The following is a 26,219-nucleotide window of genomic DNA, read 5'->3' as shown; positions in this document are numbered from 1 at the left end:
GGTACACTGGTAATACGGAATGGCATTCTCAACTTTGTAAAAAATTAGGTATTTGAGATCATGGCGCTACTTAATTGTGCAATGAAGTGATTATAATCCCCTTCACTCTAGGGTCTGTAGGCCCAATTCTATTGCAGGGAAGGTCAAGTGTCGTCAAACCAAGAAGTTGAAGGTCGTCGCCCATTGAAGGTACGCCAAGCCGGATTCAGTAAAAGAATTGCTGCTTGGTTAGCTGGGAGATCCATTACTCCGAACCAAATCTCCATAGCCAGTGTCGTGTTTTCCGCATTATCCGCCATCTGCTTAAGTGCCTACCCATTCGCTTACGAATATGCAGCAGCGGGTAGTGTATTCATCCCAAACACTTTGCTTGTTCTAACCGCTCTGTTTATTCAGTGCCGACTGCTTTGTAATTTGTTTGATGGCATGGTTGCGGTAGAAGGTGGAAAAAGTACGCCTTCTGGTGAACTGTTCAATGACATTCCAGATCGCGTCGCGGATTCCTTTATCTTTATCGCGCTTGGATTCCACCTAAGTGCCTTTTTTCCTAATGCTATGCATTTAGGCTGGGCAGCGGCGTTACTGGCTGTCTTTACTGCTTACGTTCGAACACTCGCCACCAGTATTGGCAGCAAAAGTGATTTTCGCGGTCCAATGGCAAAACAGCACCGCATGGCGTTAGTAACTCTGGCCTCAATCGCGACGATCTGGGAGCACCTTTGGTTCCCACAAGGGAGCATTCTACTCGCCACACTCATTGTGATTGTTTTAGGCTGCGTGATTACCATTGTTAGACGAGCACGCGCGGCTTATGTTTTCTTAGAATCAAGTACAGAGAGCTAATATGTTCGGAGTTCCGCAATATTCGTTTTATGTCATGGTTCTGGTTTTGGCATTATTGTGCTTGGGCAGTGCCGTATGCTGGTTCAAAAAGCTCAAACACCCAGAAAAAGATTACACCGAACTGAGCCAAAGAATCACTTCTTGGTGGTGGATCATAGGCTTGGTCTTTTTCGTTTTAATACTCAGTAAAAACGCCGCCATCGCCTTTTTTGGGTTTGTGAGCTTTCTCGCCTTGAAAGAGTTCCTTTCCATCATCCCTACCCGTCTAACCGACAGACGCGTCATTTTGTGGGCGTACATTGCGATTCCACTGCAATACTTATGGGTCGGGTACGAATGGTATGGGATGTTCCTCATCTTTATTCCCGTCTACGTCTTTTTGTTCTTACCGATGCGCATGGTGTTACTGGGCGAAACCAAAGGGTTTATCCATTCTGCTGGCGTGCTCCACTGGGCAATGATGTTAACGGTTCTGTGTATCAGCCACATCGCTTACTTGTTGGTGCTGCCGGTTAAGAATGTCGACGCTGGTCATATTGGTCCGATTCTGTTTTTGCTGTTTATGACGCAGTTAAATGACGTATCGCAATACGTTTGGGGGAAGTCGTTTGGCAAACGGAAAATTGTGCCAAAAGTCAGCCCAAATAAAACATGGGAAGGGTTCGTTGGTGGGGTTGCAACCATATCATTAATGAGTGCCGCTATCGCCCCTTTCCTTACCCCGTTCTCCCATGCACAAGGCTTATTAGCTGGTGCATTGATTGCGTTTTCGGGTTTTGTTGGCGATCTGGTTATCTCCTCGGTAAAACGCGACCTACAGATCAAAGACAGTGGCACCCTTATTCCAGGACACGGCGGTATTCTTGATAGGCTAGATAGCCTTACTTTTACCTCGCCGCTCTTTTTCCATTTACTGTATTACTTGCACTATTAAGAGGGCACACACATGAATCGATTCGTTAAAGTGCTCTTTTTTGCCTTGGTCGTGAAGCCCTTTGTTCTCATTGTGATCGGGCTAAACGTACGTGGGCGTGATAATTTCCCTAAAACCGAAGGCTGTGTGGTTATCGCCAATCACAACAGCCATCTCGATACGCTCGTATTGATGAGCCTATTCCCTCTCAATCGAATACATAAAATTCGCCCTGTCGCAGCCGCCGATTATTTCTTGGAGCAAGGCGGATTCAAAGCTTGGTTTGCCAGTGTATGTATCGGAATTTTAGCGTTAGACAGAAAAGGAAATACCGATAAAAATGCCCTTTTTGATGAATGCCATAAAGCACTCGACAATGGCGACACCTTAATTCTTTTTCCTGAAGGCAGCCGCGGTAGCCCCGAAGAATTTAGTGAATTGAAGAAAGGTATTTACTATTTGGTAGAGCAACATGCCCATATAAAGGTGATACCGGTTTTGATGCACGGGCTCGGAAAAGCCATGCCGAAAGGCAGTAAAATCCCTGTTCCATTTAACTGCGATTGCATAATTGGAGAAGCTTTACCTACCAGTCATTCCGCAGATGAGTTTCTTGATAATGTCATTGTGTCTTTCACCGACCTTTCTGAGCATTGCTTAACTCGCGATAAATCCAAAGATCTTGAGTTCAATCAGCCGGACATAAAGCTCAACACCGAAAGGTTAACCATTCGTCGAATCAAGCTTGCTGATAAACAAGATGTAGCGCACTACGTCACCAACCCAGACATTGCACGCTACCTTCCTGAAGGCGCATTAGACGAACAAAAAATGGATGAATTGCTAGAACAAGAAGCCAATGGCACACCCACAACCTATGCGGTTGAATTAAAAGGAAGTGGTAAGGTGGTCGGGCACATGATCTTTCACCCATGTTTTAACGAATACACCTTTGAGATTGGCTGGGTTATCCATTGCGACCACCAACGAAACGGATACGCCTTTGAAGCTGCTCAAGCGCTGATCGACTATGGGTTTTCTAAAGGGAACGTACACAGAGTGATCGCAACGTGTCAGCCACAGAATACCTCCTCTTATCGATTAATGGAGAAACTGGGTATGCGACGCGAAGGCCACTTTAAAGAGTGTGTTCACCGAGAAGACGGCGAGTGGTGGGATGAATACCTGTACGCGATTTTAAAAACTGAGCTTTAATCTCAAAAAGAACGTTAATCATAAAAATCTGAGGCGGCTGTTAACGCCGCCTCAGATTCATCTTGGCTTGGTTTACTTAACGCTTAGTTTACTTAACAATACCAATCTTCTTACGATCCAATGAAATAGCAATTGCGACAATCAGCAGCGCACCACGAGCCACCTCGCTCCATGAAGGAGGCACGCCCGCAATGGTCAGCCCATTTGAAACGACCGTAAGTATGAGAGCGCCAATGATTGTTTTTACAACGCTGCCATGCCCCCCTGTTAACAAGGTTCCGCCCAAAGCAACCGCAGCAATGGCATCGAGCTCCATCATCATTCCTGCTTGGGGCGTTGCGGCACCAGAACGCGCTAGGTTAATAACCGCTGCAAGACCTACCATGAAACCGGCTGCCGCAAAAACTTTGACTTTCACAACATTAACGGAGACACCAGCCAAAGATAACACTTCCTCATTCCCCCCCAATGCCTTGAGTTGCTGACCAAACGCTGTTTTACGATAAAAAATCCACATCAATACCGCGATAACCGCCGACACAATGAAAATCGTAGGATATTGTCCTAGCTCTAATAGCCACGGAGCAAAAACCGAACGAATACCACTGCTGCCTTGAACCTCATTTTCAGTAATGTAGATTGAACTTCCATCTGAAATAATGATCAGAAGCGCTCGCAATATAATCAACATGGCTAACGTCGTCACAAAAGACGGAATTTTGAGCACAGAAATGATCAACCCATTGATTGCACCTATAAACATACCAGCCACAACACCAAGGACTAAACCAACGTCACCGAAGTACATCATGCCCATTGCACCAATAAAGGCACTGAAACCAAGGCTCGAACCGACAGAAATGTCGATTGAACCCGTCGTTACAATAATCAATTGAGCAAACGCCAATAGCATTAACACGGGTAACTGCTGCGCAATAAACGTCCAGTTACGTTCAGAAAGAAATCGGTCACCACTGATGATTCCAAACAGTACAATGACCAAAACAATGGAGATAAAAGGGACATTTGAACGCAGCAGCTCCATTCTCGCTGCGTTCCTTTTGGATACATCTACGCTCATGCCTGTTGATCTCCTAATAACTTAAGCATTCCTAATTCCTTTTATTCCCCAACGGTTATTGCTTTAATCAACCGTTCTAGTGTTATCTCCGATTTATCAAACTCTTTCGATGTCACCCCATGGTGGGTCACTATGATTCTGTCTGCTAAACGAAGCACTTGATCCAAATTGTGGCTAATCAAGATCACTGCTGTTCCATTGTCTCTAACTTGCTCAATGAGCCGCTCGACCTCTTCCGTCTCATTGGGCCCCAACGCCGCTGTCGGCTCATCAAGAATGATGATGTCTTTTCCCCATGCGATAGCGCGCCCTATTGCAATGCTTTGTTGTTGCCCGCCTGACATCTCTGATATCGGTTGAGTCAGGCTTTGAACCGTTGTCACGTTGAGCATTTTCAATGCTTCACGTGTTTTCTTTTTCATTGCTTCTTCATCGACAAACAAGCCAAACTTGGTTGGGATTCTTCCTAAGAACATGTTGTAGGGAGCGCTCATATTCGGCACTAATGCCAAATCTTGATACACCACTTCAATGCCTAACTCGCGCATTGTTTTCACAGAATGCTCCGCCCTTGGTACGGGAACCCCTTTTATAGATATGGTTCCCGCATCCGGAGTGTGAACGCCCGAAATCATTTTAATCAGAGTTGATTTTCCTGCTCCATTTGCGCCAACAACAGCCAGAACTTCGCCACTGTTTAAGGAAAAAGATCCATCCCGAAAGGCATGAACACCACCAAAAGATTTCGCTACGTGGGATACTTCTAATATCGGTTTACTCGCTGAATCCATTCATTTGTCTCCTTGTTGGTCGAGCACTTTCCCTAAAGGGTCTATCACTATGTCAGCGGCGGATGAGCTGGATGAGATAAGTGAAGCGTTAGGTAGGTCCGTTTTATTCACTTTGTTTTGCGCTTCTTGCTCACTCTTCCCACCAGTTAAGTGACGCTCGATCAGTCTTCTTTTCAAAACATCTCTTGGAACGTCAATAAATATCTTTAAATCAAGTGCATCACGAATGCATCGCCACTCACCTGTATTGAAAAAAATATAGTTACCTTCCACGATAAAGACACGGGTCTCCCTACGGATTTCAACGCCCTCTTTTATCGGGTTGTGCAGCTCTCGGCTATACGCCGGCCAGTAAAACGGCTTATCTTCACTTCGCAGCCGGTCAATATCTTTTTTCATGCTTTGAGCATCAAAGGTATCGATTCGTCCTTTATGTTTCGTTAGCTGTTTCTCATGCAATTGCTTATTCGTGAAGTGATAGCCGTCCATAGGGCAGTATTGTGCACTTATCGCATGCTCATGATTTAGCGCGTCCACCAATGCCAACGCTAACGTAGACTTTCCGGCTCCAGGTGCACCACTAATGCCAACTAGGATGACATCCCTATTTCTTTTCGCTTTTTCACAGATGGTTCGGATAATCGCATGGTTCATTTCATCCAACTCCTTGTCCCCATCTGAGTACATGCTCTCGCAGCAATCACTTTTGCTTGCTCTAGCGCGTTTTGAAAGTCGTGATTTTCTGCGTAGAAATAGCAAAATGCCCCGTGAAAAATGTCGCCTGCGCCCAGCGTGTCTACCGCATCAACATCGCAAGCAGGCAACTCATGGATCTTGCCATAGCTAGAATACCTCACGCCTTTTTGCCCTAACGTTACCGCCCAATTTTCAAACCCATTCCTACGACTATCTGGAGCGTTAAAAGCGTTCAAGTACGACTCCACACCCAAAGGCTTAAACTTTTCAGAAACAATAGGGATATCCGCTAAGTTGAGAAAAAACTCGCTCCACGGCTTCTCACTGCCGCCATCTAAAACAATAGGGCAACCTAACCCTTTTATTTCTTCTTGATACTTTTCAACAAAGTGGCGTTCATATTGATCGATCAAGACCAAATCAAATTGCTGTTCAAATACAGATAGATTATGGCTGACATCCCTACATTCTTCTTGCGCGGCATTCACTACAAGCCTTGCCGCATCATCGGCAGATGAAATAATGGAAGAAACCGGAATTTGATAGGCCTCTTCTTCACAAATATCGATGTACTTAACCTTGTGTTCTTTGAGGTCAGCTTCCACAATCTCTTTCGCTGCGCAATCTCGACCTAGCGAAGTCAACAGTGTCACATTCGCCCCTAACCAAGAACACGTTACCGCCGCATTCAACGCAGATCCGCCAGCTCCCATGAAATTACTGATTGCTTTTGCTTTTGAATCTGGCTTAGGGAAAGACGATACCAAGCTGATCACGTCGAGGGTGGAACGGCCAATAAATAAAACGTTACTCAATTCGATTCCTCCGAGTGTGGTTTTAGTCTTCATAGGAGAAGGCGTTATGCCTTCATCCCATGAAACGACTGACTAAAACTACGACTTGAACTCTAGTTACTTGACAAATTGCTCCCAACTTTTTGAGAAGCTGTCGATAAACCCTGGGAGATTTGCGTCAGGGTTATAAACCCTAGATAAACTGCGAATGTCTTCAGGGCTTAAAATACAGCCATTGAGTAACCCGTTTGAGTAAGTATCTACGTTGGCTTTTGTTACCGGAATCAAACTGAAAAGGGGTTGTGTATCTTCAACAGGGAATCCGTGAAGGTAATCGTACAGTTGGATTAATCCAAACCCGCCAACCATCCAGTGACCACCGATACTGAACTCAAGACGATCATTTTTGATGTGTTGAGCCACTTGTTCATCTATATCGGTTGTAATCACCGAGACGTCCGTCCGTTTCGCTTGTTCGATAGCGAATTGACTGCCGAGACCGGCAACCGCGCCAAGAACAATGATGGCGTCTAACTCACCTTCTTGAAAACGCGCTAAATACTGCTCGGCGTACTTAATGCCGTTTTCACGGGTAAGTCGATCCCATGATTCCGCAATCACTTCTACATCCGAATGATTTTCAAATACACTTTCAGCGCCTTTCCAAATTTCCTCAGCCGACGTTACGCCTTTTTGGTTCCAAATCATGGCAACTTTTTTATGACCCGCGATCACCGCTGCTTGTGCAATAGCTTCACCCCATGTGGTGTTATTTTGAGTCACTTGTCCAATAAAGTACTTCCCATTTGGGTAATCTCTATCGTAGTCACTGACAACCAAACGACCTACAGCGACACCAGGGGTTTTATTTCGCTCGAGTAAACGTGCAACTTGCAGACCCGCGGGGGATGTTAATGGGTTGAATACAACGCCATCTGGTTGCGAAGCGATAATCGACTCAGCTTGGCTAATGTGCTTTTCTTCCGAGTTTTGGTCATCGAATTCGTTTAATTTCACTCCCAGCGCATCCGCGACGCATCGCTCGAATCGATGGCGATTGATCACCCAAGGATTGGTTTCAGGTTGTCCTAAATCTGCAATTTGTAATCCCTTTTTGGGTTCTACCGCAGAGCTAGGTAATGACAATGTTGATGAAATAGCAGCGACAACTGCCATGTTCAGTAACGTTCCTTTTTTCATGTCCTCGTTCCTTCTACGTATCGATGCTTAGGCATCCAATAAACTTGGTGGATGATTACCACCCATTTTCAAGCATTCATGAGTACAACGGTTAAACACAAATGCGAGTTCTCTGATGTTCTATGCTGTTTTATGAATGTTTTCTGCTGTTAACTAATCGATAGATAACTAGCGAGAAAGGTCGCCATGCGCATATCGGCTCGCCATGTCATCCAGTGAAATTGGCGTAATCTTTGAACCATGCCCCGCGCACCCAAAACGTTCAAAACGGTTGAGGCAAAGGGTCGTTAATTCTTCCATGGCTGCCAGCAAGAATTTTCTGGGGTCAAACTCTAGTGGTTCTTGCATAGCGAGTTTTCTAAACCGACCTGACATTGCCATACGGCAGTCGGTATCGATATTTATCTTACGCACACCCAGTTTGATCCCGCGCTCAATCTCCTCTACCGGCACCCCATAGGTTTGAGGCATTTCTCCGCCAAATTCGTTAATGAGATCCTGTAGATATTGTGGTACAGACGACGCGCCGTGCATCACTAAATGCGTGTTGGGGAGCTTTTTATGAATGGCTTCAATCACATTCATCGCGAGTATTTCACCATCGGGTTTACGGCTGAATTTGTAAGCACCGTGGCTGGTACCACACGCAATGGCAAGCGCATCGACACGCGTTTTTCCAACGAAATCCACTGCTTGGTTGGGATCCGTCAGAAGTTGGCTTAACTCAAGTTTACCTACTGCCCCGGCCCCGTCTTCTGCCTCTGCTTCGCCAGTTTCTAGCGAGCCAATACAACCCAGTTCACCTTCAACAGAAGCCCCAACCCAGTGTGCCATTTGGGAAACACGTTGGGTGATATCAACGTTGTACTGATATTCACTAGGAGTCGAAGCATCGCGCTCAAGTGACCCATCCATCATGACGGATGTAAACCCATGTCGAATGGCAGACAAGCATGTTTCCTCACTGTTGCCGTGATCCTGATGAAGCACGATGGGTGTTTTGGGAAACATTTCTGACAAAGCGGTCACCATTTTGTAAAGCATGATGTCACCTGCATAGCTTTTCCGAGCATTGATACTGGCTTGTAAAATCACACCAGAGTCGCATTTCGCTGCCGCTCTCACTATCGCCAGCCCTTGCTCCATGTTGCTGATATTAAATGCGGGCACGCCATAATCGTGTTCTGCTGCGTGGTCCAAGAGTTGTCTTAACGTCACTATAGCCATAATTTCCGTATATACCTTACATTTAATTGTTACCTGCAATTAAATGTAAGGTATATAATTGCATCAAACAATTAATGTGTTATCAAATTGTGAAATGGATCATTTTTTAATCAGAGCAGATCGTAAAGGAAAAAGCAGCTCTCAAAGAAAAAGCCCTTTCCAATCAATGGAAAAGGCTTTCTATAAGGCATTTAATACGTTATTCGATTTTCTATTCTGAAACGTTTTTCATTCCAAATGTTTTGAGTGAACGGATCGTTGCGCTGCCTTTTTTAGCGTAGACATAAAGCCCATCGCTCGTTTCATCTGAAAAAATGTTGTTGGTCATTGTCGTTCTGCCATGATCAGTAAAGATTTCTACCGAAATACTGTCCATGAAAATTCGTATGTTTAACTTATCGTCTCTCGTTGATTCTAAGGCGCAGGTTCTGCGCAATGCGGAAATATTGCCAGACTGAGAACGATCAAACACCAACTCTCCTCGCTTGAAGTCAAGTTCAATCAACGTTTTTTGCTCCCCTTTACTACGAATTTCAAAGACAATGCTTTCACACTCACTCGCGGATACATCAATGTCGGCAAGAATTTCACAATGAATGTTGTCTCCTGCAGTAAAAGCAAACTTTTCGCCATCACTCAATTCAACTCGGCTATACCGTTTAGGTGAATGGCGCAACATTTCCACTTCAGAAACTGGTCTAAATGAAAGTTTTCCATCTTGGCAAAGTGACACTTCCCTTGGCAGGGAAATACTTCCATACCAGCCGAGAGCACTGGTGTCATAGGTCCCATCACACCAAGGCATAAACGGCCAAGATCCGATCCACGCTTGAATCAAAGTTCGTCCTTGTTCATCATCAAATACTTGAGGTGCGTAATAATCAAAGCCCCAATCAACCGATCCCATCACCGACCAATGGAATTTGCCCGTTTTGTAATCCAAGTCCCCAACCAAATATATGGCTTGTCGCTGTTGAAGTCCCATAGGTGAATACATTAAGACGTGTTTTCCACCTAATTTGAACATGTTCGGACATTCAAGCATGGTACCTAACTCACCAAGACTCTCGACACAGTACCCTACAAATTCCCATTTTTTCAGATCGTCGGATCGGTGCATGCACACTTTACCAAACCCGTTGGTCTCGTAATTAGAGGCGTTAATTAAGTCGCTAACCCCATCAGTAACACCGGTAACCATGTACCACTTACCTTCGTGTTTCCATACTTTGGGATCACGGAAATCATGGAGGTTAATGCCTTCTGGTGGGTCGGTAATAATTGGATTTCCATCGTATTTGTCAAAGTTGACACCGTCTTTCGAAGTCGCCATACATTGTACTTGTCTGTCCTGAGCGCAGCCCGTATAAAAAAGAGTGAGCTCTCCATCATTGTTCACTGCACTTCCGGTAAAGATGCCACCGCCATCCCAACCATCATAATCTTCACTTGGTGCCAAAGCTTCTGGCAGTGTTTTCCAATGAATTAGGTCATTACTGGTTGCGTGCCCCCAATGCATGGTTCCCCACTTCCCACTAAACGGGTGATGCTGATAAAACAGGTGATATACCCCATCTATTTGAACTAAACCATGAGGATCGTTAATCCACCCCACGGGGGCCTGGTAATGATAATGTTCACGCCAATGATGCTGCTTTACGTCGGCACTATGTTTCCTAATATACTGTTCTACTTGATTTATTTTGTCTTGATGCTTCTTTTTGTCGAATGTCATATACGTCCCTGTACGATTCATATTTTATTTAATTGTTAGATGCAATTAAATTAGGCTATTTAATTGTAGAGAACAAATATAGTATGGTTAACTTGAGATTGCGCTCACACTCTCTCTGTTAGGCACATACAAGAATACGATTAGCTTATTGATTTAAATGGATTTGAAATTTAATTGATCATGTACTTGTTAATCCGATGATATCCATAACAATAGAAGCAGATTAAGGTTTTACACGATGAAAAGATCTCTACGCGGTGGTGTTGGTGTGTCCATGGACGACGTTCAAAGCCACAACAAACGCGTTATCCTTACCGCCTTGCACCAAAACGGAAGCTGCTCGCGAAAGGAAATAAGTCAATCAGTTGGATTAGATCAGGCAACCGTAACCCGCGCAATCAAACCTCTTATTGAGGAAGGCATAATTGTTGAAATTGGAACGCAAAAAGCGGCGCGAGGTCGGCGTTCAATCGATTTAGGCTTCAATGAACAGTATTTAAAAATCTTATCGATTAGGTTGCAACGCCTAAACTTCTCGATTTCTATTTTTGATTTATCTGGAAAACTTATCCATACGCAAACTCACTCTATCGACCACGATTTAAACTTTAGCGTGGTTGCCAACGACATCATTTCACTTGTCAAAGAGATCAAAGTAGCGGACCAAATAGAATTATTGGGGATTGGCGTCGCCATGCCTGGTCCTTTTTTAGAGTCGGATCATCGAATGATGCTCATGACAGACACACAAAATTGGCAAGACTTCGACTTTATTGCCTATTTGGAAGAGACTTTTGAAGACTGCCCTATTTACGCCAGCCACGATGCGAAAGCTGCATCATTGTCGGTATGGAAAGAACTGCGTGCACAATATTCACCAACAGCCTTGCTCTATGTTTCTCTGGGTCAGGGGGTGGGTTCTGGTCTTGTTATTGATGGTCAGGTGTATCACGGTAGTCTTGGTTCCGCTGGGGAAATTGGTCACACTTCGATTAACTTTCAGGGAGAGGAATGTAAATGCGGAAACATTGGCTGCTTAGAACTGTATTGTTCAAGCAAGGCACTGATTCAACACTACGAAGATTTAACCCAACGCCAATCGGTCACACTAGAATCTGTGATATCGAAATTTCATGAAGGCGATGTCGATGCGAAAAACGCTGTTCATCACCTCGCAGTCTGTTTATCGCATGGTCTAATCAATATTGTGAATCAGCTCAACCCAGACTTCATCGTTATTGGTGATGAACTTGCCGCATTGGGTCAGGGTTTCTTAGATGATGTTACGCTCAACACAAAGAAAAGGCTTCTGCCAGATTTGGCCCATCACTTAACAATTTTGCTTGATGCAAGTTCCGAAGATATTGTTCACAAAGGCAATTACCACTTGGTTATGTCTAACGAATTGCTGATCCCAACAACCCACCTTGGGTTTACACGCTAGCTGGAATAACACTGCCTAATCCTATTCGTCGTCATTCGGTCCATAATGCCTCTAGATGTACAGCGCCATTCACCGTACCGTGCATCCAGAGGTCAATTGAAGGATACTCAAAGAATCCCTTCCAACTTCAATAACGCTTCTTTGCGTTCTAACCCACCAGCGTATCCGGTTAACTTACCGCTTTTGCCTATCACGCGGTGGCACGGCACAATCACAGATATAGGGTTTTTGCCGTTGGCAAGCCCGACTGCTCGCACCGCTTTCGGGTTGCCAATAATGTTTGCGAGATCTTGATAACTCCAAGTTTCTCCAAAAGGAATTTGCGTTAACGCTTGCCACACCTGTTTTTGGAAATCGGTGCCTTTTGCTGCAAGGGGCACATCAAAGGTTTTTCGGCTCCCTTCGAAGTATTCCGTAAGCTGCTTGCAAGTTTCAGCTAATACATTGTGCTTGCGATCTTCACGTCCTAGTTTTTGTGGTTTTGTCGTATACGTTTCAAACCAAATACCTAACAAACCGTCATCATTTGCTTGGATCGTGACATCCCCCAGTTTGCTGGACAAAATGGTATAAACGTTTTCAGATGAGTTTTTCATAGTGGTAAATTCCAACAATGTAAGGTGGCGTAACTGCCCCAAGGGGCGACATTTTCAGGTGACATTTCTGGATAGTGGACCATCGCCTTCTTAACGATAAGATCGCCACTTAAAAAGCAATTGGCTATGGACTGACCTCGAAGCTGAGCGTAATTAATGGTCCACGGTCCAACCCCTTTTATTTCTATCCATTCAGATGGATCGGCATCGGGATTGTTCAAACAATAATCTGCAAATCGAGCCAGCGTTTCTTTTCGACTGTTAGGCATTCTAAGGAAGGTTAAATCTGCACTCGCCACTTGCTCTGGCGTAGGGAAATATTGGATACCCGAACTGTCTTTTGATTTATCTGTCGAATTCAGTTTCTCAGTCAACAAATTAAGCTGACCTATCGCCGCTTTAACGGATACTTGCTGCCCTAAGATGGCTCTTACCCCTGCTTCCCAAGGGCTCCAAACGCCGGGGATTCTGATCCCACTTTCTCGGATTAGATCTGGTGCTATCGCTGTTAGGTGGTGCTCAACTTCGGAAATGCTGACATCAAGATCAAACATACGACGTAGCTTGACCACTAATGCTTTCAATTGGGTAATATCATCAAGTTCGAATTCAACCTGCATGTGTTGGTTAGAAATCACAGAAGCCCGAAACCAGCCTTTTGATCCATTTAAACTAAAGTGACGCTCGTAAAAATCGTCTCCAATCGTTTCGACTCCTTCAATGGAACGCATCCGATAGAAATTCAGCATGTGCTGCCAATGCAAAGGCGATTTGAAGCCTAAACGTACATGATTGGTTTTCGATGCATCACCCTCAGATTTTCTCACTTGGGTGGGCGTAAGCTTTAACAAGCTTTTAAATGCATCATTGAACCGCCTCACACTGTTAAAGCCACTGGCAAATGCAATGTCACTAATGGTTATTGAGCTTTCATGCAAAAGCTGTTTTGCGAACATCAGCTTGTGATACTGCGCGTATTGCTTGGGAGACATGCCGAGGTACTTATCAAAGAGTTTTCTTAGGTAGCGATCAGAGATACCTAAACGATCAGACAAATCGGAAATACCACCGGATTGCAGAGCACCTTGCTCTATCAGCTTGATCGCACGCTGGAACGATGTTTCTGCCCCTTTCCAAGCCCAAGAGCTGGGTGCACTGTCTGGCCGACAACGCAAACACGGACGAAACCCAGCCTGCAAAGCTTGTGCTTGGTCGAAATAGTAAGTCACGTTCTTTTCCTGCGGTAAATTTGCAGGGCAGATAGGACGGCAGAAAATACCGGTTGTTTTTACGGCTACATAGAAACGACCATCAAACCGCTGATCTCGTGCCATTCTCGCTCGCTGACATTCCTCAATTGAAAGTGGCTGATTACTCATTGGCGTCGCATCCTTAGCTGAAAACTCTGATTACATATGTGAAGCTGATGTTACCCAGTCTACTCAATTTTGAAACTCAAACTAGCCATTTTCGGAACCAAATGAGAATTCACTGAATAGTGAGATTTATAGACGTGAGGTCAGCCCAAAAACAATAAACTTTTTTAGTGACAAGCTCATATTCAACTAGTGGATATAAAACGCGAGTGATAGATTCCAATCAATCCTAACTAAATAGTTTTTAAGGAATTTTCCATGTTTAAAAAAGCAACAGCTTTAGCACTGACCATTAGCAGTGCGTTGGCGTTTTCTGCTCAGGCAACCAGCCTTTCTGTATCTGAGCCTCTTTTAAATACCACCTTCCCTTCTGCTTCCGGTGTGGTGATAGACGGGACGACATTGTATGCAGTTGGGGATGATTCGCCTTGGCTTTACAACATGGACTTGGATTTCAATATCCTTAGCCAAGACCTGATTAAGCATTATCCTGTCGGCGACAATGGTCGAATTCTTAAAAAAGTAAAACCAGATTTTGAAGCCATGGAGTCGTTCACCGTAAACGGTCGCCCAGCTTTGGTTCTTCTTGGCTCGGGAAGCAAACAAGAGATTCGCGAGTGGGCATACGTCATCAGCAAAGATAAGGGCGTCAAGATTGAGCGTTCACTGGTCGCGCTTTATGAGCAGTTATACCGCGCTAGCAAATTCAGTGGTAAGCAAGAGCTAAACATCGAAGGGTTGGCTATTTCAGAAGACACGGCTTACATCTTCAACCGTGGAAATGGCGGCTCAAACATTATCTTTTCCCTTACAGCCGCAGAGTTTGAGGACTACCTTTTAGGTAAAAAAGACAAAATCGACTCTTTGCGCACGTATCATGTTTCGCTTCCTAACGTTCAAGGATTTGAAGCGGGTCTTTCTGGCGGCACGTATTGGGAAGAAACAGATAGCTTAGTCTTTACCGCTTCGGTAGAAGCAACAGGAGATGCCTATAACGATGGAGAGATCTTAGGCAGCTTTGTCGGTCATTTTGAAGTTGGACAGCTCAGTGAGACTAAGACATTGGATCTTAGCCCATACGCTCAATCCATAGACAAGAATGGCAAACCGGTTATTACCAAGGTTGAATCCGTTTCGATAAAAGTCAGCACCCCAGAATCCATTGAAGGCGCATTAGCCAGTGATAACGATGACGGCACGAGTGAGTTTTTCTCGTTTAGCTTACACAAGTAGAACTTAGCCTATTCGCTGCCATATTTAAAACCTCAGCCAGTTTTTGCTATCGAAATAGATACAGGTTGTAGAAGTATGGCAGCTTAATTATCCCGCCTTTTTACCCTCAGCTTCTGCTATTGAGTTTCCTATCTCAATACAAGCTCAAATCATATAATATATAGCTCATACATTTTTAGATATAGATTAAATAGACACTACACATGCCGAATGTATGAAGTCATAAAAAGTCACCATGATTGTGATTTCACTCATATTTCCGTTTAACCGTCTCATTTATTGGAATGAATATCTGGTTTACGGTATGAGTAAATGCTAATTTTCGAGATATGCATCGCAACACATTAAGGACTATCAGTGAAAAAAGGAATTTTATTTACGGCTCTCGCTATCGGATTACCATTTTCCGCTTCCTCAGCAGATTTAACCGTTACGACACCAAAACAAAACACTGCCTTTCCGTCCGCCTCTGGAATTGTTTACACCGAAGACATGGTTTATGCCGTAGGTGACGATTCTCCATGGCTATACAAGATTGGTTTGAACTTTCGAATCGCAGACAAAGATCTCATCAAACACTATCCAGTCGAAGAAAATGGGCGCATCCTTAAAAAAGTAAAACCTGACTTCGAAGCGATGGAATTGTTAAAGGTCAACGGTAAACCTTCGTTTGTTATGCTTGGCTCTGGAAGCAAATCCGGCATTCGTGAATGGGCATTTGTTGTTAGCCAAGATAAGCAGATCCGCATCGAGCGTTCACTCATTCCTTTATACGAGCAACTTTACCGAGAAAGCCGTGAATACGGTGTAGAAGAATTAAATATTGAAGGCTTAGCCGCTTCTGAAGGAACTGTTTTCATCCTAAATCGCGGAAATGGTGGCTCAAACGTAATATTCACTGCCCCTGTACAGCAGTTTGAAGATTACCTCACGGGTAAAACAGACACGATCGCTAACTTAGGCAGCAACAAAATCACGTTGCCAGAAGTGGGTGGATTTGAAGCGGGTCTTTCTGGCGCAACCTATTGGAAACAAGCGAAACGATTGGTGTTTACGGCTTCAGTTGAGGCAACAGGCGACGCTTATAACGATGGCGAAATCCTTGGCAGCTTTGTCGGGTCATTCCCCGTTTCTCAACTTGAGTCTGGTAAAGAACTCGATCTCACTAACGTAGCCAAACCCGTCTCTATTAAAGGTAAGCAAGTTATCACTAAGGTTGAATCGGTATCCGTTACCCAAGACGGTTCGCAGGCAATCAAAGGCGTTCTAGCCAGCGATAACGATGATGGAACCAGCGAGTTTTTCAAATTCCGTCTTACTCAGTAGCGCTACAAAGCAATAAAAACGTTATTCCAAACGCTTTCAAGAGTACAACCAAAAAGAGCATCCAAATGGATGCTCTTTTTATGTTTAGTTTAAATAGCGACTATTTACCGCGACGCGCTTTGATTCGGTTCATCATAGAGAGTCTGCGTTCAGCAGAAGCCTGATCTTTCGGTGCGTCTGGGTTATTGGTGCGACCACGACGTTTCTTAAACGCATCTTTGCTGTTGAGCTTTTCAACATAAGCTTCACGCCGTTTTGGCTCATACCCAGGTTGCTCTACGCGGCGAATACGCTGCTTGATGAGGTTTTCTACCTGAACCAACGTCAACTCTTCTTCACGGCTAACAAAAGAAACCGCATGACCTTGTTTACCTGCACGACCCGTGCGGCCAATACGGTGAACGTAGTCTTCCGCAAGGAAAGGCATGTCGTAGTTGATTACGTGAGGCAGACTTTCAATGTCTAAACCACGAGCAGCAACGTCTGTTGCAACCATCACTCGCGCTTTGCCTTCTTTAAAATCATCCAATGCGCGTCGGCGAGCACTTTGTGCTTTATCACCATGGCAAAGTACCGCTTTTATGCCATCTAATTTAAGCTCTTTAACAATCTCGTTAGCCGTTTCTTTGTAGTTCACAAACACGAGAACTTGTTGCCAGTTCTTACGACCAATTAGCTCAGAAAGCAGTTCGGTTTTACGCTCTTGGTCTACCGGATAAACAACATGGGCAACGGTCGCTGCTGTCGAGTTTTCATGGTCAACGCTGATGCGTTTAGGTTTGCGCAAAATGTCCGCAGAAAGCTGGTTAAGCTGGCTAGATGTTGTCGCAGAAAACATCATGATTTGAGGTGCTGTTTCAACTTCCATCATGATTTCGCGTACCGCGTTGATGAAGCCCATATCGAGGATTCGGTCGGCTTCATCAAATACGAGAAATTCAAGGTTAGCTATTGAAACGTTGCCTTCTTGCATGTGTTCGCTCAAGCGACCAGGTGTTGCAACAAGAATATCAACACCACTTTCCAATTGGCGAACCTGAGACGACATCTTATTGCCACCGTATACGGCTGCCACACTAAGAGAGGTGTATTTGGTGTAGGCTTTGATGTTGTCTGAAATTTGCGCAACCAATTCACGAGTCGGAGCCAAAATCAAAGCACGTGCGGTACGGCGCGAAGGCTGCTTGCCCGAATCCAATAAGTGTTGGATCACTGGTAACGAGAACGCCGCCGTTTTACCTGTACCCGTTTGCGCAGTGGCATAAATATCGTGCCCTTTACGCGCCATAGGGATGGCTTTTTGCTGGATCGGCGTAAGTTTTTCGTAACCGATTTCGGTCAGTGCTTTCGCTACTTCAGGAGCGAAACCTTGAGAAGAAAATGACATTGAAGCAAGGTCCTTTATCAGACAACCTTTAATGGCTGAAACGCAAGCCTATACTTCGCTTGCCAGCCAAACTGGTACATGAATTTCAATTAGCGGCATAGTATACCCAAATAGCTTAAAGATGCTAGGTTCATCAAGCATTGCCTGCAAATAGAAGACATAAAAAAACCGATCAAAAGATCGGTTATTTAGGGGTTGTGACCCTAATAAAAAGGGAGCGAAGATAACTCAATGAGTCGACGATAGGTAAGAACCGTTATCAATGCTGTTAAACCATACTAAATCGCGTAAGTCTGAAATATCTTGGCTAGAGCGTACCCGAACGCTTTTTCCAACCAGTTCTTGTGCCTTCGAATACACTCGCTCTGCACTTTCTTTATAACTGACGATACTCATTTTCAGTTGGCACCCTTCTTCATTAGATACCCAAACAAATTTTTCGTCTTTTGAGACGCTTTTAAGCACCCCAAAATCATTCCAACTGTTGTTACTCATAACCTCTCCTTTTTTCTTTTAGTTCTTTGTCAAACCTTCTTTTCTTAGTATTGCTAGCCTATGCAACACCGAAGACTGAATAATTAATATGCAACTAAAGTTTAAAAATGACAAGGCAAAGTTCTTATCTCTTATATCAAATGATGATAATCCCTATTATTTACCTTATAGCCATAAGGTTATTGAGATTCCACTCAAATACAATCCTACCCCGTAAGTGATATGTGCGAGCATACTCTTTGCCCTTACCACGCTTGGATTAGGTGTTTTCGCTGCTGCAAAACCCAACCCAAAGGCAGGTTGCAGAATAAGAAATGGGGCGAGAACACTGATTACACCCACAGATAGTGCGACAACTAAGCTTGGTGATCTTAACCAATCTGGAAAGGCAAGGAGCAAAGCAGTGGCAAACACAATGCCTATCAGGTAATGCGCCCCCCACCCTATGACGACCTCTCCGTGCGCTTTGGGTGATTTGAATATAGGTTTATGAAAGTATTTCCCTTTCCTTAGTGCCAATAGCCATCGACCAACTAAAGCATAATCCAGTGATGACACGCCGAAAAACCGATTTTGTACCCACGCGCAGATATCCATGAACAATGTGGCACCGATGCCTAAGAGCACTGCATTTACTGCTGTTTCCACCACGACCTCTCCTTATCTTATTTTCAACGCCTTGAATTTGGCGGGTTTTCGATGTTTAAATGTTACTACTTGAAGTTAACTTGAGGTCAAGATGAAAACACTCGATATCGGCGTCGTGGCAAAGCGAAGCGGTTTGAACTCTTCGGCGCTCCGTTATTACGAAAGCATTGGTCTGATTCATTCCATTGGGCGAAATGGCTTAAGGCGGCAATATTCCGAAGATGTTTTGCAAAAATTGGCTTTGATTCATTTGGGAAGAAAGGCAGGGTTATCGCTCGAAGAGATAAAAGCAATGTTTAATCAAGACGGTAACTTGGATATCAATCGTGACGCTTTACTTGAGAAAGTGTCTGAAATAGAAAAGTCCATCCGACAACTGATATGCGTTAAAGAGAGCCTATTACATGTCGCTAACTGCCCGGCAAACGATCACCTGAGCTGCCCTTCCTTTCAAAAAATGCTCAATGAGCTGTAAGTTTTTAGAATCGATTCGCTTTTCGTATCGTTCAGCTTTTGTTATCGACTCGCTTTGGCATCAATGAGTATTCAGTAGATAAGCCGAACACAGAGGTTCGGCTTTAAGTTTGTTTACCATGCGTTAGTTAGGGTCTGTTGACCTTTCGCGGTTAAATTTTGTTCGAGTTCTATGTGTTTTAATCGCGGCGCAAGGTCTTTAGCCTAGTCATTCTAAGCAAATACCTTGCAACAAAGAGTAAAGCACATAGAACCGAACCCTTTGGGCAGCATTTGTGGCTCCTTTCTACTGCGTTACCGCTTATTGATGTAGAGCGACTACACCGAATAAGCGCTGCCTTGTATAAATCACCCACAAATTGCTGCAAAAATCAGCTCGAAAGGTCAACAGACCCTAGTGAAAGTGCACCAACATCTCAACCTCATCCCCTTGTTGCGGTGCGTTCAGCGAGAAGTGCAAATAGCCCGCTTCCGTTACTGGGATTTGCAGATATTCATTGCTGCCCGAATAATTAGATGCGTATTCGTGCTGCTCTGTTGTTGGCCAGTACGCTTGGCTCGCGTACAGATCCACGTTGCCATTGTTTGGACTGGTGGAATCGTTAGCATCACCAGTATTGGTGTTCTTATCTGTTAGCCACACGCGCACTTCTTGAATTCCTTGCGGGACATAAACCGCAGCATAGCGTTGTTGGATTACTGTTAAGACCTGCGCTTGACCCGATTCTAATACCACTGGCGCTAAGTCATCTTGCTCCGGTTTTAGTGGAGTTGGCACTTTGGTTTCCAAAGAAGCCGTGAGCGTCACCGCATCAAATGCAGTTCGACCCGCGATGCTCATGTAGTAGCGACCCGGTTTGATGTAACCCGATGGCTCTGGCTCAAACGTTACGATCTCATTGCTGCCCGTGCCATATTGGCTGACCTCAAAGTCGTAGTAATGTGCGACTTTCTCATAGCTCATGTACAGATCCGCATCGCCTTCGCTGCCACCTTGGATCTCAACTTCAAAGTGAGTGGCGTTCTCTGGCACATCAACGTAGAACAACTGCTCGCTGTATGCCGCACCGCTTAACACCACGCTTTGGTTTACCGCTAACGATGTTACTTGATCAGAAGGATCTGTTGGCTCACCCGGATTTGGGCTTGGGTTTGGATCAGGCTGTTCTGGTTCACCAGAGACAGAATCTAACCAACGGTCAAACTCACCATTGTATTGCTCACCGAATAATTGAACCTGTTTTGCCCACTCAGCAAACTGGCCAGAACGAGAAAGCGCCAGTAGACGGTCTGCCTCTTGCGGGTGCTCTTCCAACATAAAGCGAACCGCTAAGTAGCTCCAACGATACACGCGATTCGTATCATGGGAATAAGTTGTCGCAACCACATCCGATAGGCTCATCTTTCCATCAGAAATCCCACCAATCGCCGCGTCGTAGCCTTGTTTATAATGCATGTACTCTGCAAAACCCTCTAGCCACCACACAATGTAACCATGGGCTAAGTTATCGCTGAATGAGCCATATTGGTTGAAGCGTGCATCTAGATAGTGAACGTATTCATGCTCTAGATTGAGAACTGATAGCTCGTCACCATTTGCGAAACGGTAAGCGACAAAACGCGCCACGTTGCCTGCCTTTGCCGGATCCCCTTCAAGATACTGACCGCCGTTATCCGTCGAGTTACCAAATAAGAAAGACGAGTAATCCTCGTAGCTTCCATTATTCGCAAACACCGCGACTTCGACTCGCTCGTTGTTGTCGTCTGCCACTGGCTGATTGCCCGTGTTCGCCACTTGATGGAAGTCGGCCTCTGTTGCTGCTAAAACCTCACACGCTTCAACCGCTTGGGTTTGCGTTAAATCTTGAGAGCGAATGATTGCCGGACCATCACATTCATGACGGTTAGGCAGCACGCGAGCCGCCAAATCCCGTTTCGCTTGGTCTAAATCCAAGCCGTTCAAATGCTCTGGCGCGAAGTAGTTCATCATCTCAACCGCCGCTAACCAAAGCTTTTCGTGTTTGCTACCAAGTGGGTTTTGTTCCATCACTTGCTGCATCACACGCAGTGCCTTTTCTTTGGTTTTTTGGTTTGGGCTTGCTAACAAACGTCCGGTTTCGCGCACTGCGTTGTAAACCAAGAAGCTCGCGTCCGTATCCAGTGCCCACGCGTTATCACGAGCAAACACCGCCAGCGTGTCGATGTGTTGCGTATTGCTCGCCATATAGTTGTAGAAGTCATCTCGCGCAGCGTGACCGGCCATTGCACGAAAGAGATTGTTAAGCCCATCCACCCACTGTGTATCTTTCGCCGTTTCACGATTGAACTGACGCAGTGCCGTAAGTTGTGCGCTCATCGTCAAAGGAAGCTGTTTAACGTTATCGACCATCAAAGTCAGGCTTTTCATTGCCCCCACTTGTTCACGACCTTGATCGAAAGCGTGTGGGTTGGCTAAAAACGCATTAATCGACTGAGCAAAACGTTGGCCTAATGCCTGTGAAAAGTCCGGATGCTGGGCGTTATAGCGAACGTAATAAGCCGCACGTACAAATTCACCAAGGTTTTCTAGTTTGCGTGCTTGCTCTGCCTCACCTTTGTAAGTAGCAATGGCTTGGTTTAACGCGATTTGAATACGGCTTAGGCTCGCTTCACTGTATATGTCGTTCAGGGAATCAGCAGGTGCAGAGAACCAAGCACTATAGCAATTGTGATTTGCGTCAGAGACGGCTAAAGCAAGATCAGGTGCCTGTTGGAGATCAGGAATATCACACTGCTCTTGAGCAAAGGAAAAACTGGAAACACTGGCAAGCATACAAGCTAGCGCCAAGCGATGACGTGGAAATAAACTGGGATGGGACATAGCTACACTCATTAATTAGTTATATGTTTGAGGGCGCTGTTATATTCTTTGTACTCAATAAGATGAACACAGTTGCATAAAATTTATGAACTCAGTTCAGGAATTAGAATATATACTCTAATTTTAAAATTGTTCACTAAATATGTTGATCACCTCTTTCCAAAAACTTCACGGAAAGATAAATTATCATTATAAATCAACAAATTAAAAAAAGAGAAAACTAAAATTCGCCTATCTTTTTGGTTAGCAGCGTTTACCACCGAGATTCCAATCACTCAGATTTGTCGGTACAGTACGCCCATACATAGGGTGCCTCGACAGCGCGCCATAGAAATACGAAGTACAGGAAAAGAAAATGAATAACGATCTCCCGATAATTGAAACCTTAGATGAACTAGAACTGTTTTTAACCGCAGTTGAAAGTGGCGGTTTAGGGCTAGAAGGTGTAACGGGCATTGCGATGGCAACGAGTAACTCTGATGGTCGCCCTTTTGTTGCAGTACTAGGTGAGAAACATCAATTGTTGCTTGGTCGTTGGGTATCCCAAGATGTCTACGAAAATGGCAAAGATCGTGTGCGAAACGGCCCGAGCAAAAAGCACTAATCCCGCTGATCTATAAACGGAAATTAGAAAAAGCTCAGAACATCTTGTGATGGTCTGAGCTTTTTTGTATCTGTTATTTGCACCCAAGCCCTTATATTTGAACCAGAGCTTAAGCACCCTTCAAGTATTGAGTGATCTTTTCTCTTAACCACACATGGGATGGGTTTGTTTGCGTACGGTTGTGCCAAATCATGTGCTGCTCTATCGGAGTTACTTTGAATGGCTGCTCTATGATCTGCAAACCAAACAGCTCGGCGTATTGTGTCGCTACGGTGCGAGAGGCACTACCAATAGAATCACTATTCGACACCAACGCCATCATTGTGATCAGAGAATCACACTCTGCACTGATGTTGCGCTTCTCTAAAGACTCGCTGGTAAAATAGTCCACTGCATATAAATTTCCCCTTCTAAGCCTCAAGGTTATGTGTTTCTCGGCGTAAAATTGCTCCATCGTTATAGAGCCCTGTACTCTTGGGTGAGAATGACGCGCCACTAAAACAAGTTCATCCGTCTTAATCGGTGTTGATTTAAACCCAGAGTCATGAGGCCTAAAAACATCGATAGCCAAATCGGCTTTTTGCAGGCTCAGCGCTTGCAACATCACCTCTTCATTGCTGGATACCATATTGAATATGATCGAGACATTAGCGAGATCTTTATCTGACTCGACAAGGGGCTGAAGTGCCAGCAGCGCCATCTCATTTACCAACACGTTGAATTGCCTTGGTTGATCGGGCGTAAACTGCTTAATACTCCCAATCGCTCTTGAAACGTTTTGCAACGCAGGTTCAAGTTGGTCAGCCAACTGCACAGCGGCATGAGTAGGAGAAATACCGCGACCCTCCCGAACAAACAACTTCGTTCCGATCTGATCTTGTAGCCTTTTTAGCGAACCACTCACGCCCGGCTGAGTCATGTCTAAAGACTCACTTGCCAATGTAATCGAGTTAAGTCGGTACACCTCTAAAAATACGCCTAACAGGTTTAAATCAAGCTGTTCAGATAAATACTTTGCCATTACATAACCAATTGTGATGTTTTAAATAAACTTTACTTTATTTTTAGTTATGTTTCACGTCGATACACTGATTTCGAAATCTAAGAAATAGTCTTTTAAGAGGTCAGTATGAAAGCGCAAACAACAAATAAAATCATTAGCAAAAAAGCCACACTAACCCTCGCCATCATGTTCGCCATGCCCGTTATGGCATCAAACCATGACCACGACCATGTTCACGGCGATCTGCAAGTGCAAGGCAAAAACGCAACAGCTCATACCATTCAAGCTAATAACGATTTCTCGAAAACACTCAACTGGGACGACAGAGATGCCTTCGAGCGCAATACTAAAGGGCTTATCGTCCCTTTGGATCAGCACAGCGCAAACATCATGAGGAACAATTTTGACTTTATTTCTCAAGATGAAATATCCGACTCTGTTAACCCATCTCTATATAGACAAGCGCAAGTCAACAACACCGCGGCAGGGCTTTATGAGGTTACAGACGGGATCTACCAAGTCAGGGGCACCGACCTTTCAAACATTACCTTCATACGCGGCAAGACCGGTTGGATTGTTTATGATGTGCTGCTAACAAAACAAGCAGCAGAAATTTCCACAAAATTCTTCCTAGAGAATGTCCCAACGGGCGGTGACCTACCCATTACTGCGATGATTTATTCTCACAGCCATGCCGACCACTTTGGCGGTTCCCGTGCTATTCAGGAGATGTTCCCTAACGTAAAGGTGTACGCCCCCGTGAATATGACCAAAGAAGTAGTTGATGAAAATGTGCTGGCTGGTAATGCGATGTCGAGACGTGCTGCCTACCAATATGGCGCAACATTGGGCACACACGAACACGGCATTGTCGATGCTGGGCTAGGCAAATCCATGTCCACCAGCTCTCCGGAATACGGCAAAGGAGAAATCACCTACGTCAAACCGGACTACAACTTCAACCAAGATGGGAAATTTGAAACCTATAGCATCGATGGCGTAGAAATGATTTTCATTGATACGGCTGGTACAGAAGCACCTTCTGGAATGGCAACCTACATCCCTTCTAAAAAGGCGTTGTGGTCTGGTGAAATGATGTATCACGGCATGCACAACATCTATACATTACGCGGAGCCAAGGTTCGAGATGCGTTGAAGTGGTCGAAAGACATCAACGAAATGATCAATGCATGGGGTGAAGACATTCAAGTGCTGTTCGGTTCCCACTCCTCCCCTGTTTGGGGGCAAGATGAGGTCCTCGACTTTATGAAATTACAGCGCGATAACTACGGCTTTGTTCATAACCAAACCCTAAGGCTGGCGAATAATGGCGTCGTTTTACAAGACATCGGAGACGCGATTTTAGAAGAGCTGCCAGAATCGATTCGCAAGTCTTGGCACACCAACGGCTACCACGGCTCGTACAGCCACAACGCCAAAGCCGTCTACAACATGTATTTGGGTTACTTTGACATGAACCCAGCTAACTTAAACCCACTTCCGGTGCAAAAAGAATCGCTCAAATATGTTGAATACATGGGAGGCTCAGACGTTATTGTGAAGAAAGCCCATAGCGATTTTGAAAAAGGCGAATATCGCTTTGTCGCCACAGTGTTAGATAAAGTGGTTCGCGCCGAACCAGACAACAATGAAGCGAGAAAACTCTTGGCCGACACCTATGAACAGTTGGGTTACCAATCGGAAACCATGGGCTGGAGAAATACCTACTTAACGGGCGCACAAGAACTTCGAGTCGGCACCTTACCTGGCACACCGAAAACGGCATCACCGGACGTATTATCTGAAATGACGGTAGAGAACTTGTTGGACTACATCGCTGTGCGAGTGGATTCTAAGAAAGCGCAATTTACGCCATTCTCGATGAATGTGGTTGTGCCCGACACTGGCGAAATTTATTTTGTAGAGATGTCGAATGGCAACCTAAGCAACGGTAAGGTAGACAGCGAAAAAGAAGCCGATGCTACGCTTTACCTAAACAAAGCCGACATTACTCAAATGCTACTGGGTAACACCGACTTAACGGCACTTTTAAAGCTCAAACAAGCAGGCATTAAAGGGAAAACAGAGGTTCTGACTAAACTACAGGACACGCTTGTAGACTTCGATACCAGCTTTGAAATTGTCCCTCGCCCAGCGAAAGGCAAAGAAGTAGACGCCAACCTGTACCAGCACAAACATTAAACACCAGTAAAAAGCTGAGTGTGTAACGAAAAATGGGACTTTAGAGTCCCATTTTTTATGGTGTTCCAGAGCTCAC

General features: G+C 44.8%; 23 protein-coding genes and 1 pseudogene. 10 read left to right on the top strand and 14 right to left on the bottom strand.

What is annotated here, in order from left to right; genetic code table 11:
- Positions 1–147 precede the first annotated feature (147 nt).
- The 4 genes and pseudogenes from LDO37_RS22655 (at position 148) to LDO37_RS22640 (ending at position 2,971) form a co-directional block, all read left to right on the top strand.
- Positions 148–843, top strand: coding sequence for a CDP-alcohol phosphatidyltransferase family protein (locus LDO37_RS22655; protein WP_126609258.1), 696 nt, complete (start codon positions 148–150; stop codon positions 841–843).
- A gap of 1 nt (position 844) precedes the next feature.
- On the top strand, positions 845–1,777 hold the full coding sequence (locus tag LDO37_RS22650; protein WP_126609257.1) for a phosphatidate cytidylyltransferase: 933 nt from the start codon (positions 845–847) through the stop codon (positions 1,775–1,777).
- A 12-nt stretch (positions 1,778–1,789) separates the two neighbouring features.
- Positions 1,790–2,431 (top strand): annotated as a pseudogene (locus tag LDO37_RS22645) (lysophospholipid acyltransferase family protein); the annotation flags it as partial.
- A gap of 27 nt (positions 2,432–2,458) precedes the next feature.
- The gene (locus LDO37_RS22640; protein ID WP_126609280.1) at positions 2,459–2,971 is read left to right on the top strand and encodes a GNAT family N-acetyltransferase; all 513 of its coding nucleotides are present in this window, start codon (positions 2,459–2,461) and stop codon (positions 2,969–2,971) included.
- An 88-nt stretch (positions 2,972–3,059) separates the two neighbouring features.
- On the opposite strand, the gene LDO37_RS22635 is transcribed toward LDO37_RS22640, so the two are convergent.
- From LDO37_RS22635 to LDO37_RS22605, 7 genes are all read right to left on the bottom strand, one after another.
- A complete protein-coding gene (locus tag LDO37_RS22635) occupies positions 3,060–4,052 on the bottom strand; it encodes an ABC transporter permease (RefSeq protein ID WP_221768573.1) in 993 nt (330 codons plus the stop codon).
- A 41-nt stretch (positions 4,053–4,093) separates the two neighbouring features.
- Complete coding sequence (locus LDO37_RS22630) at positions 4,094–4,843, bottom strand: ATP-binding cassette domain-containing protein (RefSeq protein WP_126609256.1); 750 nt, start codon at positions 4,841–4,843, stop codon at positions 4,094–4,096.
- Positions 4,844–5,497 (bottom strand): nucleoside/nucleotide kinase family protein, encoded by a 654-nt coding sequence (locus LDO37_RS22625; protein WP_185829909.1) that lies wholly within the window; start codon positions 5,495–5,497, stop codon positions 4,844–4,846. It lies immediately after the preceding gene.
- Positions 5,494–6,354: a PfkB family carbohydrate kinase gene (locus LDO37_RS22620; protein WP_185829908.1), complete on the bottom strand. Its 861-nt coding sequence runs from the start codon at positions 6,352–6,354 to the stop codon at positions 5,494–5,496. The genes LDO37_RS22625 and LDO37_RS22620 overlap by 4 nt, the downstream gene beginning before the upstream one ends.
- A gap of 96 nt (positions 6,355–6,450) precedes the next feature.
- Positions 6,451–7,533: a sugar ABC transporter substrate-binding protein gene (locus LDO37_RS22615; protein ID WP_126609253.1), complete on the bottom strand. Its 1,083-nt coding sequence runs from the start codon at positions 7,531–7,533 to the stop codon at positions 6,451–6,453.
- A gap of 168 nt (positions 7,534–7,701) precedes the next feature.
- The gene (fba, locus tag LDO37_RS22610; protein WP_126609252.1) at positions 7,702–8,760 is read right to left on the bottom strand and encodes a class II fructose-bisphosphate aldolase; all 1,059 of its coding nucleotides are present in this window, start codon (positions 8,758–8,760) and stop codon (positions 7,702–7,704) included.
- Positions 8,761–8,971: 211 nt separating this feature from the next.
- On the bottom strand, positions 8,972–10,495 hold the full coding sequence (locus LDO37_RS22605) for a glycoside hydrolase family 32 protein (protein ID WP_126609251.1): 1,524 nt from the start codon (positions 10,493–10,495) through the stop codon (positions 8,972–8,974).
- Between the two features lie 238 nt (positions 10,496–10,733).
- On the opposite strand from LDO37_RS22605, the gene LDO37_RS22600 reads away from it, so the two are divergent.
- The gene (locus LDO37_RS22600) at positions 10,734–11,939 is read left to right on the top strand and encodes an ROK family transcriptional regulator (RefSeq protein ID WP_126609250.1); all 1,206 of its coding nucleotides are present in this window, start codon (positions 10,734–10,736) and stop codon (positions 11,937–11,939) included.
- 107 nt (positions 11,940–12,046) lie between these two features.
- On the opposite strand, the gene LDO37_RS22595 is transcribed toward LDO37_RS22600, so the two are convergent.
- Positions 12,047–12,535, bottom strand: a complete 489-nt coding sequence (locus LDO37_RS22595) for a methylated-DNA--[protein]-cysteine S-methyltransferase (RefSeq protein WP_126609249.1) — start codon at positions 12,533–12,535, stop codon at positions 12,047–12,049.
- The gene (locus LDO37_RS22590) at positions 12,532–13,914 is read right to left on the bottom strand and encodes a DNA-3-methyladenine glycosylase 2 family protein (protein WP_126609248.1); all 1,383 of its coding nucleotides are present in this window, start codon (positions 13,912–13,914) and stop codon (positions 12,532–12,534) included. Before LDO37_RS22590 ends, LDO37_RS22595 begins: the two co-directional genes overlap by 4 nt.
- A 255-nt stretch (positions 13,915–14,169) precedes the next feature.
- Here LDO37_RS22590 and LDO37_RS22585 point away from each other — a divergent pair, with 255 nt between their 5' ends.
- Positions 14,170–15,144 carry a DUF6929 family protein gene (locus LDO37_RS22585; protein ID WP_126609855.1) on the top strand — a complete coding sequence of 325 codons (975 nt, stop codon included), beginning with the start codon at positions 14,170–14,172 and terminating at the stop codon, positions 15,142–15,144.
- A gap of 357 nt (positions 15,145–15,501) precedes the next feature.
- Entirely contained in the window at positions 15,502–16,470 is a 969-nt protein-coding gene (locus LDO37_RS22580; protein WP_101114336.1) for a DUF6929 family protein, read from the top strand.
- Positions 16,471–16,570: 100 nt separating this feature from the next.
- On the opposite strand, the gene LDO37_RS22575 is transcribed toward LDO37_RS22580, so the two are convergent.
- The 3 genes from LDO37_RS22575 to LDO37_RS22565 all read right to left on the bottom strand — a co-directional run bounded on the left by LDO37_RS22575 (position 16,571) and on the right by LDO37_RS22565 (position 19,000).
- On the bottom strand, positions 16,571–17,857 hold the full coding sequence (locus LDO37_RS22575; RefSeq protein WP_126609856.1) for a DEAD/DEAH box helicase: 1,287 nt from the start codon (positions 17,855–17,857) through the stop codon (positions 16,571–16,573).
- Between the two features lie 228 nt (positions 17,858–18,085).
- A complete protein-coding gene (locus tag LDO37_RS22570; RefSeq protein ID WP_101114334.1) occupies positions 18,086–18,352 on the bottom strand; it encodes a hypothetical protein in 267 nt (88 codons plus the stop codon).
- 165 nt (positions 18,353–18,517) lie between these two features.
- Positions 18,518–19,000 (bottom strand): DUF2938 domain-containing protein, encoded by a 483-nt coding sequence (locus LDO37_RS22565; protein ID WP_185829938.1) that lies wholly within the window; start codon positions 18,998–19,000, stop codon positions 18,518–18,520.
- A gap of 91 nt (positions 19,001–19,091) precedes the next feature.
- Between LDO37_RS22565 and LDO37_RS22560 the strand changes: the two genes are divergently transcribed.
- Complete coding sequence (locus tag LDO37_RS22560) at positions 19,092–19,475, top strand: helix-turn-helix domain-containing protein (RefSeq protein ID WP_126609858.1); 384 nt, start codon at positions 19,092–19,094, stop codon at positions 19,473–19,475.
- 393 nt (positions 19,476–19,868) lie between these two features.
- Here the strand turns inward: LDO37_RS22560 and LDO37_RS22555 are convergent, their stop codons facing one another.
- The gene (locus LDO37_RS22555; protein ID WP_126609859.1) at positions 19,869–22,334 is read right to left on the bottom strand and encodes a M9 family metallopeptidase; all 2,466 of its coding nucleotides are present in this window, start codon (positions 22,332–22,334) and stop codon (positions 19,869–19,871) included.
- Between the two features lie 355 nt (positions 22,335–22,689).
- Between LDO37_RS22555 and LDO37_RS22550 the strand changes: the two genes are divergently transcribed.
- Positions 22,690–22,938, top strand: a complete 249-nt coding sequence (locus LDO37_RS22550) for a hypothetical protein (RefSeq protein ID WP_101114331.1) — start codon at positions 22,690–22,692, stop codon at positions 22,936–22,938.
- Positions 22,939–23,047: 109 nt separating this feature from the next.
- Here the strand turns inward: LDO37_RS22550 and LDO37_RS22545 are convergent, their stop codons facing one another.
- The gene (locus LDO37_RS22545) at positions 23,048–23,959 is read right to left on the bottom strand and encodes a LysR family transcriptional regulator (protein WP_126607080.1); all 912 of its coding nucleotides are present in this window, start codon (positions 23,957–23,959) and stop codon (positions 23,048–23,050) included.
- A 108-nt stretch (positions 23,960–24,067) separates the two neighbouring features.
- On the opposite strand from LDO37_RS22545, the gene LDO37_RS22540 reads away from it, so the two are divergent.
- The gene (locus tag LDO37_RS22540) at positions 24,068–26,143 is read left to right on the top strand and encodes an alkyl/aryl-sulfatase (protein ID WP_221768519.1); all 2,076 of its coding nucleotides are present in this window, start codon (positions 24,068–24,070) and stop codon (positions 26,141–26,143) included.
- Positions 26,144–26,219 lie beyond the last annotated feature (76 nt).

Origin of the sequence: Vibrio penaeicida (genome assembly GCF_019977755.1) — a bacterium.
In the GTDB taxonomy this organism is placed as follows: Bacteria; Pseudomonadota; Gammaproteobacteria; order Enterobacterales; family Vibrionaceae; genus Vibrio; species Vibrio penaeicida.
The sequence above is the reverse complement of the archived record's forward strand: the minus strand, read 5'-3'. Positions and strand labels throughout refer to the sequence as shown.

What these genes read in the sequence shown, in the direction of transcription:
- LDO37_RS22650 (WP_126609257.1), top strand. Translation starts at nt 845, where the DNA reads ATGTTCGGAGTTCCGCAATATTCGTTTTATGTCATGGTTCTGGTTTTG.
- LDO37_RS22635 (WP_221768573.1), bottom strand. Translation starts at nt 4,052, where the DNA reads ATGAGCGTAGATGTATCCAAAAGGAACGCAGCGAGAATGGAGCTGCTG.
- LDO37_RS22630 (WP_126609256.1), bottom strand. Translation starts at nt 4,843, where the DNA reads ATGGATTCAGCGAGTAAACCGATATTAGAAGTATCCCACGTAGCGAAA.
- LDO37_RS22625 (WP_185829909.1), bottom strand. Translation starts at nt 5,497, where the DNA reads ATGAACCATGCGATTATCCGAACCATCTGTGAAAAAGCGAAAAGAAAT.
- LDO37_RS22615 (WP_126609253.1), bottom strand. Translation starts at nt 7,533, where the DNA reads ATGAAAAAAGGAACGTTACTGAACATGGCAGTTGTCGCTGCTATTTCA.
- fba (WP_126609252.1), bottom strand. Translation starts at nt 8,760, where the DNA reads ATGGCTATAGTGACGTTAAGACAACTCTTGGACCACGCAGCAGAACAC.
- LDO37_RS22605 (WP_126609251.1), bottom strand. Translation starts at nt 10,495, where the DNA reads ATGACATTCGACAAAAAGAAGCATCAAGACAAAATAAATCAAGTAGAA.
- LDO37_RS22600 (WP_126609250.1), top strand. Translation starts at nt 10,734, where the DNA reads ATGAAAAGATCTCTACGCGGTGGTGTTGGTGTGTCCATGGACGACGTT.
- LDO37_RS22595 (WP_126609249.1), bottom strand. Translation starts at nt 12,535, where the DNA reads ATGAAAAACTCATCTGAAAACGTTTATACCATTTTGTCCAGCAAACTG.
- LDO37_RS22590 (WP_126609248.1), bottom strand. Translation starts at nt 13,914, where the DNA reads ATGAGTAATCAGCCACTTTCAATTGAGGAATGTCAGCGAGCGAGAATG.
- LDO37_RS22585 (WP_126609855.1), top strand. Translation starts at nt 14,170, where the DNA reads ATGTTTAAAAAAGCAACAGCTTTAGCACTGACCATTAGCAGTGCGTTG.
- LDO37_RS22575 (WP_126609856.1), bottom strand. Translation starts at nt 17,857, where the DNA reads ATGTCATTTTCTTCTCAAGGTTTCGCTCCTGAAGTAGCGAAAGCACTG.
- LDO37_RS22570 (WP_101114334.1), bottom strand. Translation starts at nt 18,352, where the DNA reads ATGAGTAACAACAGTTGGAATGATTTTGGGGTGCTTAAAAGCGTCTCA.
- LDO37_RS22560 (WP_126609858.1), top strand. Translation starts at nt 19,092, where the DNA reads ATGAAAACACTCGATATCGGCGTCGTGGCAAAGCGAAGCGGTTTGAAC.
- LDO37_RS22555 (WP_126609859.1), bottom strand. Translation starts at nt 22,334, where the DNA reads ATGTCCCATCCCAGTTTATTTCCACGTCATCGCTTGGCGCTAGCTTGT.
- LDO37_RS22550 (WP_101114331.1), top strand. Translation starts at nt 22,690, where the DNA reads ATGAATAACGATCTCCCGATAATTGAAACCTTAGATGAACTAGAACTG.
- LDO37_RS22545 (WP_126607080.1), bottom strand. Translation starts at nt 23,959, where the DNA reads ATGGCAAAGTATTTATCTGAACAGCTTGATTTAAACCTGTTAGGCGTA.
- LDO37_RS22540 (WP_221768519.1), top strand. Translation starts at nt 24,068, where the DNA reads ATGAAAGCGCAAACAACAAATAAAATCATTAGCAAAAAAGCCACACTA.